Annotated in this window: 21 protein-coding genes; 9 read left to right on the forward strand and 12 right to left on the reverse strand. The window is 67.7% G+C overall.

The genetic code is table 11. From position 1 onward, the window contains the following. Window positions 1–5 precede the first annotated feature (5 nt). Both proC and J2W68_RS13980 read right to left on the reverse strand, forming a co-directional pair. Window positions 6–845 carry a pyrroline-5-carboxylate reductase gene (proC, locus tag J2W68_RS13975; RefSeq protein WP_310236832.1) on the reverse strand — a complete coding sequence of 280 codons (840 nt, stop codon included), beginning with the start codon at window positions 843–845 and terminating at the stop codon, window positions 6–8. Between the two features lie 56 nt (window positions 846–901). Further along, on the reverse strand, window positions 902–1,555 hold the full coding sequence (locus tag J2W68_RS13980) for a YggS family pyridoxal phosphate-dependent enzyme (protein WP_310236981.1): 654 nt from the start codon (window positions 1,553–1,555) through the stop codon (window positions 902–904). A 181-nt stretch (window positions 1,556–1,736) separates the two neighbouring features. On the opposite strand from J2W68_RS13980, the gene J2W68_RS13985 reads away from it, so the two are divergent. From J2W68_RS13985 to J2W68_RS14000, 4 genes are all read left to right on the forward strand, one after another. Further along, window positions 1,737–2,774 (forward strand): type IV pilus twitching motility protein PilT, encoded by a 1,038-nt coding sequence (locus J2W68_RS13985; protein WP_232137070.1) that lies wholly within the window; start codon window positions 1,737–1,739, stop codon window positions 2,772–2,774. A gap of 149 nt (window positions 2,775–2,923) precedes the next feature. Beyond that, window positions 2,924–4,054, forward strand: a complete 1,131-nt coding sequence (locus J2W68_RS13990) for a PilT/PilU family type 4a pilus ATPase (protein ID WP_310236834.1) — start codon at window positions 2,924–2,926, stop codon at window positions 4,052–4,054. Window positions 4,055–4,160: 106 nt separating this feature from the next. Next, the gene (locus tag J2W68_RS13995) at window positions 4,161–4,940 is read left to right on the forward strand and encodes a M48 family metallopeptidase (protein WP_310236836.1); all 780 of its coding nucleotides are present in this window, start codon (window positions 4,161–4,163) and stop codon (window positions 4,938–4,940) included. A gap of 164 nt (window positions 4,941–5,104) precedes the next feature. After that, window positions 5,105–5,731 (forward strand): superoxide dismutase, encoded by a 627-nt coding sequence (locus J2W68_RS14000; protein ID WP_310236838.1) that lies wholly within the window; start codon window positions 5,105–5,107, stop codon window positions 5,729–5,731. A gap of 303 nt (window positions 5,732–6,034) precedes the next feature. Here the strand turns inward: J2W68_RS14000 and J2W68_RS14005 are convergent, their stop codons facing one another. Then, window positions 6,035–6,574: a DNA-3-methyladenine glycosylase I gene (locus tag J2W68_RS14005; RefSeq protein WP_310236984.1), complete on the reverse strand. Its 540-nt coding sequence runs from the start codon at window positions 6,572–6,574 to the stop codon at window positions 6,035–6,037. Between the two features lie 108 nt (window positions 6,575–6,682). Here J2W68_RS14005 and J2W68_RS14010 point away from each other — a divergent pair, with 108 nt between their 5' ends. From J2W68_RS14010 to J2W68_RS14030, 5 genes are all read left to right on the forward strand, one after another. Beyond that, a complete protein-coding gene (locus J2W68_RS14010; RefSeq protein WP_310236840.1) occupies window positions 6,683–7,138 on the forward strand; it encodes an FKBP-type peptidyl-prolyl cis-trans isomerase in 456 nt (151 codons plus the stop codon). 109 nt (window positions 7,139–7,247) lie between these two features. Further along, window positions 7,248–7,802, forward strand: coding sequence for a YqgE/AlgH family protein (locus J2W68_RS14015; protein ID WP_310236842.1), 555 nt, complete (start codon window positions 7,248–7,250; stop codon window positions 7,800–7,802). Further along, complete coding sequence (gene ruvX / locus J2W68_RS14020; protein WP_310236844.1) at window positions 7,799–8,269, forward strand: Holliday junction resolvase RuvX; 471 nt, start codon at window positions 7,799–7,801, stop codon at window positions 8,267–8,269. Before J2W68_RS14015 ends, ruvX begins: the two co-directional genes overlap by 4 nt. A gap of 190 nt (window positions 8,270–8,459) precedes the next feature. Next, entirely contained in the window at window positions 8,460–9,401 is a 942-nt protein-coding gene (locus J2W68_RS14025; RefSeq protein WP_310236846.1) for an aspartate carbamoyltransferase catalytic subunit, read from the forward strand. Window positions 9,402–9,458: 57 nt separating this feature from the next. Beyond that, on the forward strand, window positions 9,459–10,853 hold the full coding sequence (locus J2W68_RS14030; RefSeq protein ID WP_310236987.1) for an amino acid permease: 1,395 nt from the start codon (window positions 9,459–9,461) through the stop codon (window positions 10,851–10,853). A 6-nt stretch (window positions 10,854–10,859) separates the two neighbouring features. Here J2W68_RS14030 and J2W68_RS14035 read toward each other — a convergent pair whose 3' ends face one another. The 9 genes from J2W68_RS14035 to J2W68_RS14075 form a co-directional block, all read right to left on the reverse strand. After that, on the reverse strand, window positions 10,860–11,690 hold the full coding sequence (locus tag J2W68_RS14035) for a prolyl oligopeptidase family serine peptidase (protein WP_310236848.1): 831 nt from the start codon (window positions 11,688–11,690) through the stop codon (window positions 10,860–10,862). Window positions 11,691–11,709: 19 nt separating this feature from the next. Then, on the reverse strand, window positions 11,710–12,354 hold the full coding sequence (locus tag J2W68_RS14040) for a DUF1294 domain-containing protein (protein ID WP_310236850.1): 645 nt from the start codon (window positions 12,352–12,354) through the stop codon (window positions 11,710–11,712). A 10-nt stretch (window positions 12,355–12,364) separates the two neighbouring features. Then, a complete protein-coding gene (gene mgtE, locus J2W68_RS14045; RefSeq protein ID WP_310236852.1) occupies window positions 12,365–13,726 on the reverse strand; it encodes a magnesium transporter in 1,362 nt (453 codons plus the stop codon). A 195-nt stretch (window positions 13,727–13,921) separates the two neighbouring features. Further along, window positions 13,922–15,655, reverse strand: coding sequence for a phosphoenolpyruvate--protein phosphotransferase (gene ptsP, locus J2W68_RS14050; protein ID WP_310236854.1), 1,734 nt, complete (start codon window positions 15,653–15,655; stop codon window positions 13,922–13,924). After that, window positions 15,655–15,924: an HPr family phosphocarrier protein gene (locus tag J2W68_RS14055; RefSeq protein ID WP_310236856.1), complete on the reverse strand. Its 270-nt coding sequence runs from the start codon at window positions 15,922–15,924 to the stop codon at window positions 15,655–15,657. Before J2W68_RS14055 ends, ptsP begins: the two co-directional genes overlap by 1 nt. Window positions 15,925–15,975: 51 nt before the next feature. Beyond that, complete coding sequence (locus J2W68_RS14060) at window positions 15,976–16,368, reverse strand: PTS sugar transporter subunit IIA (protein ID WP_310236858.1); 393 nt, start codon at window positions 16,366–16,368, stop codon at window positions 15,976–15,978. Window positions 16,369–16,459: 91 nt separating this feature from the next. Then, the gene (gene rapZ, locus J2W68_RS14065; RefSeq protein WP_310236860.1) at window positions 16,460–17,335 is read right to left on the reverse strand and encodes an RNase adapter RapZ; all 876 of its coding nucleotides are present in this window, start codon (window positions 17,333–17,335) and stop codon (window positions 16,460–16,462) included. Then, window positions 17,335–18,291: an HPr(Ser) kinase/phosphatase gene (gene hprK, locus J2W68_RS14070; RefSeq protein WP_310236862.1), complete on the reverse strand. Its 957-nt coding sequence runs from the start codon at window positions 18,289–18,291 to the stop codon at window positions 17,335–17,337. The genes rapZ and hprK overlap by 1 nt, the downstream gene beginning before the upstream one ends. Continuing rightward, on the reverse strand, window positions 18,288–18,767 hold the full coding sequence (locus tag J2W68_RS14075; RefSeq protein ID WP_310236864.1) for a PTS sugar transporter subunit IIA: 480 nt from the start codon (window positions 18,765–18,767) through the stop codon (window positions 18,288–18,290). The genes hprK and J2W68_RS14075 overlap by 4 nt, the downstream gene beginning before the upstream one ends. Window positions 18,768–18,773 lie beyond the last annotated feature (6 nt).

Here is an 18,773-nt window from a genome sequence, read left to right on the forward strand (position 1 = left end):
CGATCTCAGTCATTGGCAGCCGACAGTTCGCCGCCGCGACGAGCGGCGTTGGCGATCGCGTCTGCCACCAGCGCGCGCAGCCCGCCGGCTTCGAAGGTCTCGATCGCCGCCTGGGTGGTGCCACCCGGCGAGGTGACGCGACGGCGCAGTTCGGCCGGGGCCTCGTCGGATTCGACCAGCATCCGCGCCGCGCCGAGCACGGTCTGCAGCACCAGCGTGCGCGCATCTTTCGCCGGCAGGCCCTGCGCGATCGCAGCGTCTTCCATGGCTTCGGCGAGCAGGAAGATATACGCCGGACCACTGCCGGATACGGCGGTCACCGCGTCCATCCGCGCCTCGTCATCGATCCACACGGTCTCGCCCGCGCTCTCCAGGAGCGCCTGCGCGCGTGCGCGTCCGGCATCGTCGACGCGCGCATTCGCGAACAGGCCGGTCACGCCGGCGCCGAGCAGGGCAGGCGTGTTGGGCATCGTGCGCACCACCGGCACGCCGCCGCCCAGCCAGCGGTCGAGCTGGGTCGCGGTGATGCCTGCCGCGATCGACAGCACCAGCGGCTGCGTGGCCTGGGCCACGTCGGCCAGCGATTCACAGACCCCGCGCAGTACCTGCGGCTTGGTCGCCAGCACCCAGGTCGCAGCGCCGTCCACGGCCTGCGCCGCGTCGGCGAACGTGCGCACGCCGAAGTCGCGGGCGAGCGCATCGCGGCTGTCGGCGTTGGGATCGACGACGCGCACCGATGCGGCGTCGCCGCCGCGCGCGACCAGGCCGCCGATCAGGCTGCGCGCCATGTTGCCGCCACCGATGAAGACGATGGGTGCGGCAGGGGTGTCGTGGCTATCGGTCATGGCGGCTTCGCAGTCGGGAACGCGTCGATGGTAGCCGACCGTCTGCGTGGTCCCGGTCAGCGCGCCGGGCGCGCGCCGAACAGGGCTGAGCCGACGCGCACCATCGTCGCGCCTTCCTGGATGGCCAGTTCCAGGTCGTCGCTCATGCCCATCGACAGCGTGTCGATGGCTGGGTCCTGCCCGGCCACGGTGTCGAACAGCCGACGCATCCGCGCGAAGGCATCGCGCCGGCGTTCGGGCTCGGCATGCGGGGCGGGAATCGCCATCAGTCCGCGCAAGCGCAGGCTCGGCGCGGCACGGATCGCCGCGACCAGTGCGGGCACCTCGGACGGCGCGCACCCGTGCTTGCTGGACTCGTCGTCGATGTTGACCTGGACCAGCACGTTCAGCGCGCCGCGCCCAGCCGGGCGGTGCGCAGCCAGCGCGTCGACGAGTTTCATCCGGTCCACGGTCTGCACCCAGTCGAACAGCTCGGCGGCCTGTTTGGCCTTGTTCGACTGCAGATGGCCGATCAGATGCCACTCCAGGCCCAGACCGGCCAAGGCTTCGATCTTGCCGGCGGCCTCCTGCACGTAGTTCTCGCCGAACGCGCGCTGGCCGGCGTTGGTGAGCGCGGCGATGGCCTCGGCCGGATGCAACTTGGAGACCGCCAGCAGGCGCGCCTGCACTGGCCGCGCAGCGGCGCGGTCCGCGTTGTGGATCCGCGACATCACGGCGTCGAGGGCGGCACTGGCAGGGGTCGAAGTCACGGGCAACGGGGGCGTCCGGGGCAGTGTGGGTGCGCTGGTTTTGCGCGGGGAATACCGGTCTATACTGCCGCCGGGGACAGGGAGGCGCCAGCCGGGAAGGCTCGTTGCGCGCCCTGCGCGGATCATCATCAAGGGGTGTTGCATGGATATCGCCGAACTGTTGGCGTTCTCGGTCAAGAACAAGGCGTCGGACCTGCATCTGTCCGCGGGATTGCCGCCGATGATCCGCGTCGACGGCGACGTGCGCCGCATCAACATTCCCGCGCTCGAGCACAAGCAGGTGCACGCGCTGATCTACGACATCATGTCGGACAAGCAGCGCCGCGACTTCGAAGAATTCCTCGAGGTCGACTTCTCGTTCGAGATTCCGGGTCTGGCCCGCTTCCGCGTCAACGCGTTCAACCAGAACCGCGGCGCCGGCGCGGTGTTCCGTACGATTCCGTCGGAAGTGCTGACCCTCGAGGACCTGAACTGTCCGCCGATCTTCCGCCAGCTGATCGACCAGCCGCAGGGTCTGATCCTGGTGACCGGCCCGACGGGTTCGGGCAAGTCGACCACGCTCGCGGCGATGATCGACCACATCAACAAGAACGAATACGCGCACATCCTTTCGGTCGAGGATCCGATCGAATTCGTGCACACCTCGCAGAAGTGCCTGATCAACCAGCGCGAAGTGCACCGCGACACGCACGGCTTCAATGAGGCGCTGCGCTCGGCGCTGCGAGAAGATCCCGACTACATCCTGGTCGGCGAGTTGCGCGATCTGGAAACCATCCGCCTGGCGCTGACCGCCGCGGAAACCGGCCATCTGGTGTTCGGCACGCTGCACACGTCCAGCGCGGCCAAGACCATCGACCGCATCATCGACGTCTTCCCGTCGGGCGAAAAGCCGATGGTGCGCTCGATGCTGTCGGAAAGCTTGCGCGCGGTGATCTCGCAGTCGCTGCTGAAGAAGGTGGGTGGCGGCCGGACCGCGGCCTGGGAGATCATGACCGGCATTCCGGCGATCCGGAACCTGATCCGAGAGGACAAGGTCGCGCAGATGTACTCGGCCATCCAGACCGGCCAGCAGTACGGCATGCAGACGCTCGACCAGCACCTGCAGGATCTGGTCAAGCGAGGCCTGATCACGCGCCCGGCCGCGAAGGAATACGCCAAGGACAAGCGACTTTTCGAATGATCGAAAAGTCGCCGGGATTGGGAATTAGGGATTAGGGATTAGGGATTAGGGATTAGGGATTAGGACACGCCGGTGCTCGCGATGGGGTGGATTCACGCTTTCGAATCCCCAACCCCCAATCCCGAATCCCGGCTCCAACGGAGCCACCCATGAGCAGCATCGACTTCACCTCGTTCCTCAAGCTGATGGCCCATCAGAAGGCCTCGGATCTGTTCATCACCGCCGGCATGCCGCCGTCGATCAAGGTGCACGGCAAGATCTCGCCGATCACCCAGAACCCGCTGACGCCGCAGCAGGCGCGCGATCTGGTGCTCAACGTGATGACCCCGCCACAGCGCGAGGAATTCGAGAAGACCCACGAGTGCAACTTCGCGATCGGCGTTTCGGGCGTCGGCCGCTTCCGCATCTCGTGCTTCTACCAGCGTAACCAGGTCGGCATGGTGCTGCGCCGGATCGAGACGCACATCCCGAGCGTGGAAGAACTCAACCTGCCGCCGATCATCAAGACGCTGGCGATGACCAAGCGCGGCATCGTGATCTTCGTTGGCGCGACCGGTACGGGTAAATCGACATCGCTCGCGGCGATGATCGGCTACCGCAACCAGAACTCGACCGGCCACATCATCACGATCGAAGACCCGATCGAATTCGTGCACAAGCACGCCGGCTGCATCATCACCCAGCGCGAGGTCGGCATCGACACCGATAGCTGGGAGAACGCGCTGAAGAACACGCTGCGCCAGGCGCCGGACGTGATCATGATCGGCGAGGTGCGCACGCGCGAGGGCATGGATCATGCGATCGCGTTCGCCGAAACCGGGCATCTGGTGCTGTGCACGCTGCATGCGAACAACGCCAACCAGGCGATGGACCGCATCATCAACTTCTTCCCCGAAGACCGCCGCAACCAGCTGCTGATGGATCTGTCGTTGAATCTCAAGGGCGTGGTCGCGCAGCAGCTGATCCCGACGCCCGACGGCAAGAGCCGGCGCGTGGCGATGGAGATCATGCTCGGCACGCCGCTGGTGCAGGACTACATCCGCGAAGGCGAGATCCACAAGCTCAAGGAGGTCATGAAGGAATCGACCAACCTGGGCATGAAGACCTTCGACCAGGCGCTGTTCGAGCTCTACCAGGCCGGCGAGATCTCCTACGAGGACGCGCTGCGTTACGCCGACTCCGCGAACGAAGTGCGCCTGCGCATCAAGCTCGCCCAAGGGGGCGATGCGCGCACGCTGTCGCAGGGCCTGGATGGCGTCGAGGTGGCCGAGGTCCGCTGACTTCCCCCACACGGCTCGTCACCGGATCGGTTCGACGGCTATCCTCCACGTCCGCTGCCGTCAGGCGGCGGAGTCGGACGCGATACCCACATCAAAAGGAAGATCCATGACGAAGACAGTAACCCGTTGCCTCCTCGCCACCGCGCTGATTGCGGTTGTGCTGCCGGCTGCCCACGCACAGAGTGCGCTCGAGCGCATGCGTGGACTCGGTGGGGGCAAGGCCCAGACGGTGCTCGATGTCGGCAGCGATGCGATCAAAGGCCTGAGCCTCACCGATGCCGAGGTCGCCGCGCTGGGCGCAGAGGCGGCCGCCGCCTACGACGCCGAGAATACGGTTGCCGCAGCGAACGATCCGTACGCGCAGCGCCTTGCGCGACTTGTCTCGGGCTGGGAAAACGACGCGGGTCTGTCGCTGAATTTCAAGGTCTACAAGACGCCGGAGATCAACGCGTTCGCTCTGCCCGATGGTTCTGTTCGGGTCTACAGCGGCCTGATGGACACACTGGACGATGACGAACTGCGTTTTGTCATCGGCCACGAGATCGGCCACGTCAAACACGGCCACAGCAAAGCGCGTTTCCGCACCGCCTATCTCGCGCAGGCTGCACGCAAGGGCGTGGCCAGTGCCGACAACGTCGCGGGTGCTCTGGCATCGTCCGAACTGGGCGGGCTGGTGGAGTCGGTGGTCAAGGCCCAGCACTCGCAGTCCAACGAACTGGAATCCGACGGTTACGGTCTGGGACTGTTGCAGCGGGGCGGTTTCGAGCCGCAGGCCGCGGTGACTGCGTTGCAGAAGCTCGACGACGGCGGCCAGAAGGCCGACATGCTATCCAGTCATCCGGATCCCGCCAGCCGCGCGCGCCGCATCCAGTCGCAACTCCGCTGAGTTCCGCGCGACGCCCGCATCCGCCGGGCGTCGCGATTGGGCACAGCGCAACGCTGTGTTGCCCAAGACCGTCACGTCGCAGCGGTATCGTGACGCTGCCTTGCCGCCAATTTGATCCCGTAAGGGAGACAATGGCACGCATTCATTCCTGAAGGAGATCGCTGATGGCCTACACCCTCCCCGAGCTGGGCTACGCGTACGACGCGCTCGAGCCGCACATCGATGCCAAGACGATGGAAATCCATCACACCAAGCATCACCAGACCTACATCAACAACGCCAATGCAGCGCTGGAAGGCACGCAGTGGGCGGACACGTCGGCAGAAGCGCTGATCGCCGATCTCGATGCGCTGCCGGAAGACAAGCGCGGCCCGCTGCGCAACAACGCCGGTGGCCATGCCAATCACTCGCTGTTCTGGACGGTGATGTCGCCCAAGGGCGGCGGTAACCCCGTCGGCGATGTCGCCAAGCACATCGACAGCGACCTCGGCGGTTTCGACGCGTTCAAGGAGGCTTTCACCAAGGCCGCACTGACGCGCTTCGGCAGTGGCTGGGCCTGGCTCTCGGTCGACAAGGCAGGCACGCTCAAAGTCGAGAGCAGCGCCAACCAGGACAACCCGCTGATGAAGGGCGTCGGCTCGGGCAATACCCCGATCCTCGGCCTCGACGTCTGGGAACACGCGTACTACCTGAACTACCAGAACCGCCGTCCCGACTACATCGCCGCGTTCTATAACGTGGTCGACTGGAACGAGGTCGAGCGTCGTTATCAGGAAGCGGTCAAGGGCTGAGAGTTCGCCCGTTGATGCAATCCCGTTCCGGCCGCGCAAGCGGCCGGAATGCTGTCGGGGGCTCGTTGTTGTCGATTCCGTTTTTGCCCGCCGGCGTGAGCGCAAGATGCTCGCCAGAATCAGTTTCCTTCCCTCTGAGGGGGAAGGTGCCCGGAGGGCGGATGAGGATGTTCTTGGGCACTTACCTGGGGGCCCCAACCCTCACCCGACGCGCTGTGCGCGTCGACCTCTCCCGAAGGGAGAGGTGCTTACTGCTTCACAATTGCCGAACGCAGCGCGCACTTGGCGCATGAGGAGGCGGTGCTATCCGCGCTTCGCCTTCGCGATATCCCGCATCGCCGGGCAATCCGGTCGATGCGCACCGGGCAGGTAGCCCAGGCTCATCAGGAACTCGCCGGTGATCTCGCCGCCGGTGAAGCGGAAGGTATTCTTGAACAGCTTGACCCACGAGACCTTGTCGCGCGGCGCGCCATTCTCGCTCGCGTGCGCGTCCAGCCATTCGACGAAGCCGCCATGGGAGTCACGCAGCCCCTGGATCACTTGTGCGTTGTGGATCGCCGCATCCACCTTGAGCCGGTTGCGGATGATCGAGGCGTCGCCGAGCAGGCGCGCGCGATCCGCTTCGCCATAGGCGGCGACCGTGTCGACGTCGAAGCCGTCGTAGGCCGCGCGGAAGCCGCTCCGCTTGCGCAGGATGGTTTCCCAGCTCAGGCCGGCCTGGTTGATCTCCAGCAGCAGGCGTTCGAACAGCACGCATTCCTCGCGCTGCGGGAAGCCGTACTCGGTGTCGTGGTAGGGGCCGTGGACCGGATGGCCGGGGGCGATGTCGCAGTAGCCGCTCATCCACGCAGCATAGGGCGCGTGGGCAGGCGCCGCCATCGGGTGCGACCCGGGTTGCGGCTTTCACGCACCGCGGGTCACCATGCGGCGTCGCCCTTGCCGGATCCGTCGATGGAAATCGCCCACCGCCGCGTTGCCACCGTGCACTTCACCCTGTCCGACGACAGCGGCCAGCGCATCACCACCACCCGCGGTCACGATCCACTGGTCTACATGCATGGCAACGGCTCGATCATCGTCGGGCTGGAAGAAGCTCTCGAAGGCAAGAAGGCTGGTGAGCACTTCAGCGTGGACATCCCGCCCGAGCGCGGATTCGGTCCGCGCCACGACAGTCTGGTGCAGACGCTGCCGCGCACGATGTTCAACGGCAGCGCGACGCCCGCGGTTGGCGAGAAGCTGCGCGCGCAGACCGAGAAGGGGCCGCTGGACGTGATCGTGACCGCGCTCGACGACAGCCAGATCACCGTCGACGGCAACAACCCGCTGGCCGGACGCACGCTGCGCGCCGAAGTGGAAGTCGTCGGCGTGCGGGTCGCGACACCTGACGAGCTTCAGTTCGGGCTCTAGCCGGCAGCGCCTGCTGCGCGGACGCGATTCCTGGCGTCATTCACTCCCGGTGCGGGCTCGCGAACACACCTCGGCAGCCTGCGTACACCCGGTTGGCTAGAATGGGCGCATGTCGTTCTTCGCCAACCACATGCTGGTCGCGCTGCCTGCGCTGCAGGATGCTCACTTCGCGCGTGCCGTCGCGCTCATCTGCCAGCACGATGAAGACGGTGCGATGGGCGTGGTGATCAATCGTCCGTCGGAGTACACCTTCGGCGAGCTGCTGGACCAGATGCACATCACGCTGCGTGACGAGCGCCTGCGCGACCACCGCGTCCTGGCAGGCGGCCCCGTCCATCCCGAGCGCGGCTTCGTGCTGCATGACGGCCCGGGTGGCTGGGATTCGAGTCTGGAGATCGGCGAGGGCCTGCACGTCACCACATCGCGCGACGTGCTCGAGGCGATGGCGGCCGGCGAAGGTCCCGAACACGCGACCCTGGCGCTCGGCTGCGCCGGCTGGGGCAAGGGCCAGCTGGAGCGCGAACTCACCGAGCACAGCTGGCTGACCGTGCCAGCCGACCCGCAATTGATCTTCGACACTCCCCTCGACGCGCGCTGGCAGGCCGCCGCCGGGCGCATCGGCGTCGACATGATGCATGTCGCCAGCCACAGCGGACGCGCATGAGCGATCCCGCGCCCCCCGCGATCCGCCGCGATGGCACGGTGCTCGGCTTCGATGTCGGGTCGCGCCGGATCGGCGTGGCGGTCGGCAGCGCGTTCGGACACGGCGCGCGCGCGCTCGCGGTGATCGATGTGCATGGTGAGCAGATCGACTGGCAGGCGGTCGACCGCCTGCAGAAGGAGTGGCGGCCCGACGGCATGATCGTCGGCGATCCGCTGACGCTCGAAGGCGGCGATCAGCCGGCCCGGGCGCGCGCGCATGCGTTCGCGCGTGAGCTGCGCGCGCGTTACCGGTTGCCCGTGGTGCTGGTGGACGAGCGCGCCAGTTCGATCGAAGCCGCGCAGCGCTTCGCGCTCGATCGCGCGGAAGGTCGCCGCAAGCGTCGCGATGCGGCGGCGCTCGACGCGGTGGCGGCCGCGGTGATCGTCGAGCGTTGGCTGGCGGCGCCTGGCGACGGCATACCGGTCTGAGGCCGGCCCGCGGCGGTCGTCCGCGGATCCGTGCGCGCTACGGGGCTCGGCGCGCGAACTGCAGGTACTGCCCAGCCGTTTGACAATCGCCTCGTTCCGGCCGCGCACCGCAGCCGCTCCACACGGCACTCGCCGCATCCGCGTCGCTGCGGGACAATGTCGCTTCCGCCGCTGCCTGTGTACCGCGATGATGTCCGCTCCTGATGCCCAGATCGACGCGACCGGCCGCCTGCGCCATCTGCTGACGCTCGAAGGGCTGCCGCGTACGACGCTCGAAGGCCTGCTCGACCGGGCGCAGACGATGGTCGATGCCGGGGAGGTCAATGCACGGCTGGCCGGCATCGCGGTGTGCACATTGTTCTTCGAACCTTCGACGCGCACGCGTCTGAGCTTCCAGCGCGCCGCCCAGCGTCTCGGCGCCGACGTGCTCGGCTTCGACGCCTCCACCTCGTCGACGACCAAAGGCGAGACCGCGCTCGACACCTTCCGCAACATCGAGGCGATGGGCGTGCGGGGCTTCGTCGTGCGGCATTCGGATGACGGTGCCGTGGCCACGCTCGCCGCGGCTGCCGCGCCGGACACCGCGCTCATCAACGCCGGCGATGGACGCAGCGCGCATCCGACTCAGGGCCTGCTCGACATGCTGACCCTGCGCCAGGCGAAAGGCGGCGACTTTTCCGGGCTCAAGGTCGTGATCGTCGGCGATGTCCGCCACTCGCGCGTTGCGCGCAGCGATCTGCATGCACTGCGCACGCTCGGCGCCGGCGAGATCCGCGTCTGCGGACCGGCATCGTTGCTTCCGGACGCTGCGATGCTCGCCGGCTGCACGATCTCGCACGATTTCGATGCCGCGCTTGAAGGCGTCGACGCGGTGATGATGCTGCGCCTGCAGCGCGAGCGCATGGCCGAAGGGCTGGTCGATTCGCTCGAGGACTACCACCGCGACTACGGCCTCGATGCGCGACGCTTGCGCCGCGCCGCGCGCGACGCGGTCGTCTTGCATCCCGGGCCGATGAACCGTGGGGTCGAGATCGATGACGATGTGGCCGACGGCCCGCAATCGCTGATCCTGCGCCAGGTCGCCAATGGCGTCGCCGCGCGCATGGCGGTGCTGGAGACGCTGCTCGGCTGAGCGGCCAGACCTTCGCGATTCCGGTATCGTGCGGCGTCCCCGAGCCGCGCCCAGATGATGTCCGCATACGATCCCGATGCCTCCCTGCCGGCGCAGGCCGCCGCAACGCCCGCACTTGCGCTGACCCCGCGCCAGCTGGTGATGATGGGGCTGGGCAGCGCGATCGGCGCCGGCCTGTTTCTCGGGTCCGGCGTCGGTATCCAGACCGCCGGACCCGCGGTCCTGGTGTCCTACATGATCGCCGGCGCACTGGTGATCGTGGTGATGCACGCGCTCGGCGAGATGGCTGCCGCCAAGCCGGCCAGTGGCGCGTTCTCGGTCTACGCCGCCGATGCGATGGGCCCGGTCGCCGGCGCGACCGTCGGTTGGTTGTGGTGGCTGCAGGTGGTGATCGTGATCGCCGCCGAAGCGGTCGGTGCGGCCGGATTGCTGGCCTCGATCTGGCCATCGTTGTCGGTGCCCGGCCTCGCCTTGTGTTTCATGGTGCTGTTCACGGCGATCAACCTGCTGGGCGTGCGCAACTTCGGTGAGTTCGAATTCTGGTTCGCAATCCTCAAGGTCCTGGCGATCCTGGCCTTCATCGCGATCGGCGTGGCGCTGGTCGCCGGCTGGCTGCCGGCGGTGGCCTCGCCGGGCCTGTCGAACCTGCTGGGCCCCGACGGCTTTGCGCCACGTGGCTGGGCCGGCATCGGCGCGGCGCTGCTGGTGGTGGTGTTCGCCTTCGGTGGTACCGAGATCGTCGCGATCGCGGCGGCGGAAACCAGCGACCCGGCGAAAAGCCTCGCACGTGCGATCCGCACCGTCGCCTGGCGCATTCTCGTGTTCTATCTCGGCTCGATCGCGGTGATCGTTGCGGTGGTGCCGTGGAACAGCCCGGCGCTGGCCTCGCCGTTCGCCGCGGTGCTGGAGATCGCGCGGATTCCGGGCGCGGCGACCGCGATCACGTTGGTCGCGGTGATCGCGCTGCTGTCGGCGCTCAACGCCAATCTCTATGGCGCGTCGCGGATGATCTGGTCGCTCGGTCGCCGCGGCGATGCGCCGGCGATGCTCGGCCGCAGCGACCGCCGCAATGTACCGATCGCAGCGGTCTTCGCCAGCGTGAGCTTCGGTTTTGCCGCGGCCGCGCTGGAACTCGCGTTTCCGCAGCGGGTGCTGCCGCTGCTGCTGAGTGTCGTCGGGGCGACCTGCCTGCTGGTCTGGACGCTGGCATTGGTGTCGCAGTTCATCCTGCGCCGCCGGGCGGATCGCGCGCACACGCCGTTGCCGTTCCGGATGCGTGCGTTCCCTGTGCCAACGCTCGCCGCGCTGGCGGTGCTCGCGGTGATCTTCGCGATGCTGATCGCATCGCCCGATACACGCGCGCAGTTCCTCTCGATGGCCGCGCTGACGCTGGCGATCGCCGGACTCAATGCGCTGGCGCAGCGCCTGCGGCGCGCGCCGCAGGCAGGCTGATACGGCTCAGCGCCGCTGCGCGAACAGCCACGGCCACAGCGCCTCGGTGCGATAGGCCGCATCCCAGCTGTTGTGGTTTGCATCGGGGAATTCGGTGTAACGCACGTCGGCGCCGGCATCGCGCAGTGCGGCATGCATGCGGCGCGACTGTTCTGGCGGCACCAGATCGTCTAGGGCGCCGTGGAAGATCCAGCTCGGAATCGCGTGCAGTTGGCGCGCGGCCTCGGCAAACGGATCGGCCGCGGTATGCGTGGACTCGACATACAAGGTGTCCAGATCCGGCCGCGTGCCGGGCGGGGTGATGCCGCCACACACGGGCACCAGCGCGGCGAAGCGTGCCGGCTCGCGCATCGCCAGTGACCAGGTGCCATAGCCGCCACGCGACATGCCCGTCAGCGAAGTGCGACTCCGGTCGCCGTCGAACTCGTCGGTTGCCGCATCGAGTGTCGCCAGTGCCATCGTCGCGGTATCGCCTTCCCAGGACTCGCCTTCTGGCGATTGCGGAAACACCACCAATGCCGGGAATTCCGCTGCGTGTGCGCGTACGTACGGTCCCAGACCGGACTGCGTTTGCTTCTCGCCGTCGTCCCCGCGCTCTCCCGAGCCGTGCAGGAACAGCACCACTGGCAACGGGCGCGGCAGCTGCGCCGACGGCACGAACACCTGATACGCATAGCGGCGGCCGTTCGAGGTCAGCTCACGGCGGACGAAGCTGCCGGGTGAAGACGCGGACGAGGGCAGGGCGCTCACGCAGCCCGACAACATGGCGGCCCCGCCGGCGAGTGCGAGGCCACGCAGAAGGCGACGGCGCGCAGTCGAATGGGAAGTTTTGAACATGCGATCACTCCGAAACGGATCAGGCGAAGGTCCACAGACCGAGGGCCAGCAGGTGCAGGACGACCATCGCGGCGAATACCTTACGGTAGACGGGCTTGGCACGTTTGTGGCGCAGCGCCTGCTGCGCGAGGCCGGCCGCGGGCCAACCGCCCAGCAGTTCGAGCAGATGCAGGTGCGACTCCCGTGTGCGCCAGCGGCCGCGCTGCGCGGCGTGCTTGTCGAGCGCGTAGGCGGCTGCAGTCAGGACATTGAGGCCGGCCAGCGCAGCGAGTGCGAGGTGTGGAAGTCGTCCGGAGACGAGACCGAATCCGAGCAGCGCGCACCAGATTGCGATCGCGGGCAATAGCCAGCGCAGACCGCCGGCGGGTGCGGATGCCGGTACACGCGAATCGCTCCGCTTCGATGCGGCGCGCACGGCGCGTGGTGTCTGTGACGTGCCGATGGCGGCGACGTGCACCGCGCGCCAGCGCCCGTCGGCCTGCCGCTCCGGCGTGTAGCGCACGCGTGCACCGACGTCGGGCCGTACGCCGCTGCGATCGAAATCGCGGACATGGAAGAACAGGCGATCTGGCCCATCGGCATCGGACGCTTCGGGGGTGATGAAACCGAAGCCGCGGGCGTCGTCCCAGCGTTCGATCCGACCGAATCCGGCATGCGCGCGCATGGTCGCTGCCTCAGCGCAGCATGATCGCGGTGGCGAGGCCAAGGAAGCTGAAGAAGCCCACGATGTCGGTCACCGCCGTCACGACGACGGTGCCGGCGACGGCGGGATCGACACCCATGCGCTTGAGCAGCAGTGGCAACAGCGTGCCTGCCAGCGCGGCCGAACAGAAGTTGATCACCAGCGCAGCGAAGATCACCAGCGACAGTACCCAGTCGTGGAACCAGACCAGGGCGACCACGCCGACCAGTCCGCCGATCAGCAGACCGTTGATCAGCGCGACGCGCAGTTCCTTCCAGAGCAGGATGCGCGCGTTGCTCGCGCCGACCTGGCCCAGCGCAATGCCGCGCACCATCAGGGTGAGCACCTGCACCGCGGCATTGCCGCCGATGCCGGCAACGACCGGCATCAGCACGGCGAGTGCGACGATCTGCTCGATCGTCGCTTCGAAGCGGCCGATCACGAACGCGGCCAGGAACGCGGTGCACAGATTGATGCCCAGCCACACCACGCGGCCACGCACTGCGCGCTTGATCGGCGAGAACAGATCCTCGTCTTCATCGAGGCCGGCGGCGGACAGCGCCTGGTGTTCGGCCTGCTCGCGGATGATGTCGATCACGTCATCGACCGTGATGCGGCCGAGCAGGATGTTGCCGTCGTCGACGACCGGCGCCGAGACCCAGTCGTTGTCGGAGAACTGGCGCGCGACCTCTTCCGCCGATTCGGCCACGTGGATCGAATCGAGTTCGTCGTCGATCAGCTTGTTGATCGGCGTGCCCGGCTCGCGGGTCACCAGGTCCTGCAGCGCGACCCAGCCCGCCAGCTGATGGCGGCGATTGACGACATACAGATGATCGGTGTGCTCGGGCAGTTCGCCGCGCAGGCGCAGGAAGCGCAACACCACGTCGACGGTCGTATCGGCGCGCACCGTCACCACGTCGGGATTCATCAGACGACCGGCGGTGTCTTCGGGATACGACAGCACCTGCTCGAGGCGCTCGCGGTTCTCGCGGTCCATCGCCCGCAGCACTTCGTCGATCACCGCATCGGGCAGATCCTCGACGAGATCGGCGAGATCGTCGATGTCGAGATCCTCGACCGCGGCGACCAACTCGTCGGCATCCATGTCCGCGATGAGGCTTTCACGCACCTCGTCGCCGACGTGGACCAGCACCTCGCCGTCGTCCTCGGGATCGACCAGACCCCACACGACCATGCGCTTGTCGTGCGGCAGCGATTCGAGGAGGTTGCCGATCTCGGCCGGCGCCAGCGTATTGACCAGCCGGCGCACCGGTCCGAGTCGCCCGCTGTCGAGTGCATCGGACAACAGACGCAGCTGACGCGCGGTCTTGTCGGGGCGGACGGCTTCGGCCATGGAGAGCTCCGTTGCGCGTCGCGACAGTCTCGGCGCGACAGGGGGTCAGGTGTGCATCGCGCCATTATCCGGGAAAGCGCACGTCTTCCGCCATTGCCCAGGCGTCCACGCGCAGGCGCGCTTCATCGGGCGACACGCCCTGTCCGTGAAGCAGGAGACACCGGCCGCGGCGCCAGCCACCCGCGTCTGTACGTGTCAGTCCGCGGCGTACACCGGCTGCATCGCATCGAGCCAGCGTTCGATGCCGGCACGGTCGCGGGCGCGCAGCAGCGCGGGCGTGCGGGCGCGCAGATGGCCGAGATCGAGCGCGCGGATCGCGCGTCGGACTTCGAGTAGTGGCGATGGATGCAGACTCAGCTCCTCGATACCGAGCGCGAGCAGCAGTGGCGTGAAGCGCGCATCGCCGGCGATCTCGCCGCAGATCGACGCCGGCATGCCGCGGGCACGGGCAACGCGGACGACGCTGTGCAGCAATCGCACGACGGCCGGGTGCAGCGGCGAGTACAGATCGCCGAGCGCGTCGTTGTTGCGGTCGGCCGCGAGCAGGTACTGCACGAGATCGTTGGTGCCGATGGAGATGAAGTCGAGATCGCGGGCGAAGGTCGGCAGCGCGATCGCTGCCGACGGCACCTCGATCATCGCGCCGAGTGCGATCTGCGCAGCGGTCTCCTGCCCCTCGCGGGCGAGATCCTTCAGCACGCGCGTAAGCAGCTGCCGCACCGCGACGACCTCCTCGCGGCCGCTGACCATCGGCACCAGGATCCGCACCGGGCCATAACCGGAGGCGCGTGCGATCGCGCGCAGCTGGGTTTCCAGCAGGCCGGTGCGCGCCATCGACAGGCGCACGCCGCGCAAGCCGAGCGCTGGGTTGGGTTCGTTGCGCAGGGCGAGGCCGCTGTTGTCGGCCTTGTCGGCGCCGATGTCGAGCGTGCGGATCGTGACCGTGCGGCCGGTCATGCCGAGCACGAGATCACGATAGGCGCGGAACTGGGCGTTCTCGTCGGGAATCTCGCGCCCCTGCAGGAACAGGAACTCGGTGCGGTACAGGCCGATACCGGCTGCGCCCAACGCATGTGCCTCGGCCACGTCCTCGCGCGATTCGGCATTCGCGTACAGGCGGATGTCGACGCCGTCGAGGGTCTTGCTGGGCTCACGGCGCAGGCGACGCAACTGCTTGCGCTCGCGCTTCTCCTCGCGCAGCCGCGCGCGATAGACACGCAGATCACTGGGGCCGGGCTCGACGACGATCTCGCCGGTGCCACCGTCGATGACCAGCACGTCGCCGTCGTTGACCGCACCCAGCGCCTGCGGCGCGTTGACGATCAACGGCAGGTGCAGGCTGCGGGCGAGGATCGCCGAATGCGACAGCATGCTGCCGCCCGAGGTCACGATGCCGAGCACGCCCTGCGCATGCAGTTGGCCGATCTCCGAAGGCGCGATCGCATCCGTGACCAGGATTTCGCCGGCGACGCCCTGCAGCTCCGCCTCGTGGTCGTGCAGCGCCGCGTGCACCCGTCCGATGACGTGGTCGATGTCTTCGATGCGGCTGCGGAAGTAGGCATCGTCCATGCCCTCGAACACTGCCGCCAGCCGGTCGCGTTGCAGACGCAGCGCGTAGTCCGCGCCGTACAGGCCGGACCGGACGAGTTCGTCGAGGCCCTGCAGCAGTTCGGGGTCTTCCAGCAGCAGGGTGTGCAGGTCGAGGAACTCGCCGACTTCGTGGGCGAGCGCGCCGTGCAACTGGTCGCGCATCCCGCGGATTTCGCCGCGCACCTGTTCGATGGCGGCATGCAGCCGTGCCAGTTCCGCTTCGGCTTCACCGGGTGCGATGCGCGCCTCTGCGACTTCCAGCGCATGCGGCTCGCGCACGCGTGCGCGACCGAGCGCGCTGCCGCGGGAGGCACCCTGTCCGTGGAGCCCCTGCCGCATCAGCCCTCCTCGTCGAATCTGCGCTCGAACAGCGCGGCAGCAGCCTCCATTGCAGCGGCTTCGTCCTCGCCGTCGACGCGCAGCACGACCTGGGTGCCGTGGCCGGCGGCCAGTAGCATCACGCCCATGATGCTCTTGGCGTTGACCTCACGGCCCTTGGCGACCAGCGTGGCATTGCAGCGGAAACCCGACAGTGCCTGCACGAGCTTAGCGGTCGCACGGGCGTGCAGCCCCAGCTTGTTGGCGACGAGCAGTTCGCGTTCGATCATCGGGAAGCAATCCTGGTACAGCGCGGGGGAAAGAGGGGAAAGCGGTGCGGCTCAGGCGTCGTCGAGCAGGACGCCGTTGCGGGCGCCCGCCGCGGCCGTCGCCGGCAGATCGTCGAGCGCCTGCTCAGGATAGTTCATGACCCGCAGCAGCATCGGCAGGCTCAGGCCGGAGACGCGACGGGCCGGCGTGCCCAGACGCGCCAGCTGCGCGGCGACGTTGCTCGGGCTGGCGCCGTACAGGTCGGTCAGGATCAGCACACCGTCACCGCCGTCGACGCGCCGCATCGCCGCGCTGGCGCGTGGCAGTGCCGCATCGGGATCTTCGTCGAACGGCATTTCGAACACGTCCGTCTTCAACGGAAGCTGCTGCATCAGACGGGTCGCAACCGCGAGCATCGCGGAACCGATTCCCTCGTGGGTCAATAGAAGTACGCCGACGGCCATCCGTGGACGTTAGCAGAGCAGGGGGATCGCCCGGAAGCGTCGCGCGCGCGACGCTGCATCCGCGTCTCTCGCAGCCGGGCTGCTGCAGGCGTCAGTCGAGTTCCCGGTGATAGGTCGCGACGTCGCGCCAGCCCTGTTCGCGCGCATGCCGTGCCAGCGTTTCGGCCAGATACACCGAGCGATGGCGTCCGCCGCTGCAGCCGAAGGCGACGGTCACGTAGCTGCGCGTATCACTGCGTAGCCGCGGCAGCCAGTTGCCGAGGAACTGCGAGACCTGGGCGACGAACTCGCCGATGTCCTCCTGGCCTTCGAACCAGGTGCGCACGTCGGCATCGCGGCCCGACAGCGGGCGCAAGCGCGGATCCCAATGCGGGTTTTGCAGGGCGCGTGCGTCGAACACGAAATCGGCGTCGGCCGGCACGCCGCGCCGATAGGCGAAGGACTCGAACAGCAGCGAGACCGACTGGTCCTGGGCGAGGTCGAGCTCGGTGACGATGCGCCGGCGCAGCTGGTGGACGTTGAGGTCACTGGTGTCGATGACGGTGCCGGCGAGGCTGCGCAGCGGCCGCAGAAGATTGCGTTCCAGCGCGATCGCGTCGGCCAGCGACAGGCCGACGCGGCTCAGCGGATGGCGTCGGCGGGTGTCGGCGAAGCGGCGCAGCAGCACCTCGTTGCCGGTTTCGAAGAACACCAGCCGCGGGTCCAGGCCCAGTGCGCCGACGTCCGACAGCCAGCCCGGGACCTTCGACAGATCGGTATGGCGGTTGCGCACGTCGATGCCGACGGCCAGCCGACGCGGCGGTTCGTCGGCGCGGGTGAGGTTGGCGACGAAATCGGCGAGCATCCCTGCGGGCAGGTTGTCGACGCAGTAGAAGTCGAGATCCTCGAATGTGCGCAGCGCGACCGACTTGCCGCTGCCCGACAGGCCGCTGACGACATAGAACAGCGGTGGCGCGGTGTCGGCCATCAGACGCCTCGCTCGAGGAACTGCGAATGCCGGGCGAGGAACGCCGCGGCGGGGTCGAGGCCCTTGGTGCGCAGGATGTGGATGCGCGTGGCCGCTTCGGCGAGAACCGCGAGATTGCGGCCCGGCATCACCGGCAGCGTGATCAGCGGCACGTCGAGATCGAGCACGCGGCGCACGCCCAGATCGCCGGTCAGGCGCACCATGCCGTCGCCATCGCCGGCCATGGTGTCGGCGTTGGGGCGACTGAGATGGATGATCAGACGCAGGTACTTGTTCCGCTTCACCGCGGTGTCGCCGAACATCTCGCGGATGTTGAACACGCCCAGGCCGCGCAGCTCCAGCAGATCCTGCAGCAGTTCGGGGCAGGTACCGTCGAGCACGTCCGGCGCGATCTGGGTGAACTCGGGTGCGTCATCGGCAACAAGGCGATGCCCGCGGGTGATCAGCTCCAGCGCCAGTTCGCTTTTGCCGGAACCCGATTCGCCGGTGATCAGCACGCCGATCGAATACACCTCCATGAAGACGCCATGCAGAGTGATCCGCGGCGCAAGCTGCCGCGCGAGGTGGTACTGGAACAGATTCAGCAGCTCATGGCCGCGGTTGGGCGATGTCCACAACGGCGTCTGCGATTCGTCCGCGGCTTCGCGCAGGTCCTCGGGGCAGGGCTGGTCCTTGCTGATCACCAGGGCGAGCGGACGGTACTGCATGACGCGCTCGATGGTTTCCCAGCGCAGTCGCGAATCCAGCCCGTCCAGCCACGACAGTTCCTCGGTCCCGAGGATCTGCACCTTGTTGGGATAGATGATGTTGAGGTAGCCCGCGAGCGACGGACGACGCGCGATCGTCTCGACCGATTCAAGCACCTTGCGGCCGCCATGCTGGCCGGCCAGCCAGCGCAGCCCGAGACGCTCGTGCAGCTGTGCGAACAGTTCCTGGGCCTGGATGCTCGCGTTCACGCGCGGGCCGCGTCGATCGGGGCGAGCGGGGCAACCTCGAGCAGCAGACTGCGGAGCCTGGCGAGATCGCGCGCAGAGCGCAGATCGTCGCGGAAGTCGGCGCTGGAGAAATGTTCGACCAGGCCGGCCAGGGTCTGCAGATGCTGTTCGACCTGGTGGTCGGGCACGCACATCGCAAAGACCAGATCGACCGGTTGGCCATCGGCAGCATTGAAATCGATCGGATGCGAAAGCCGCAGGAACGCGGCGCGCGGTTCGCGGAACGCAGTGCTGCGCGCGTGGGGAATCGCGACGCCGCGACCGATGCCGGTGCTGCCCAGTTGCTCGCGCTCACGCAGAGCGTGGCCGAGCAACGGGGTCAGCGTCGGGGAATTGCCGGCGAGCAGCCGCGCGGCGGAGTCCAGTACGACATCGCGCGAACCGGGTGCGACCAGCATCACGATGCGGTCGGCCGAGAGCAGATCGGAAAAAGACATGCCGCG

It is taken from the genome of Luteimonas terrae, from assembly GCF_031457535.1.
Lineage (GTDB): Bacteria > Pseudomonadota > Gammaproteobacteria > Xanthomonadales > Xanthomonadaceae > Luteimonas > Luteimonas terrae_A.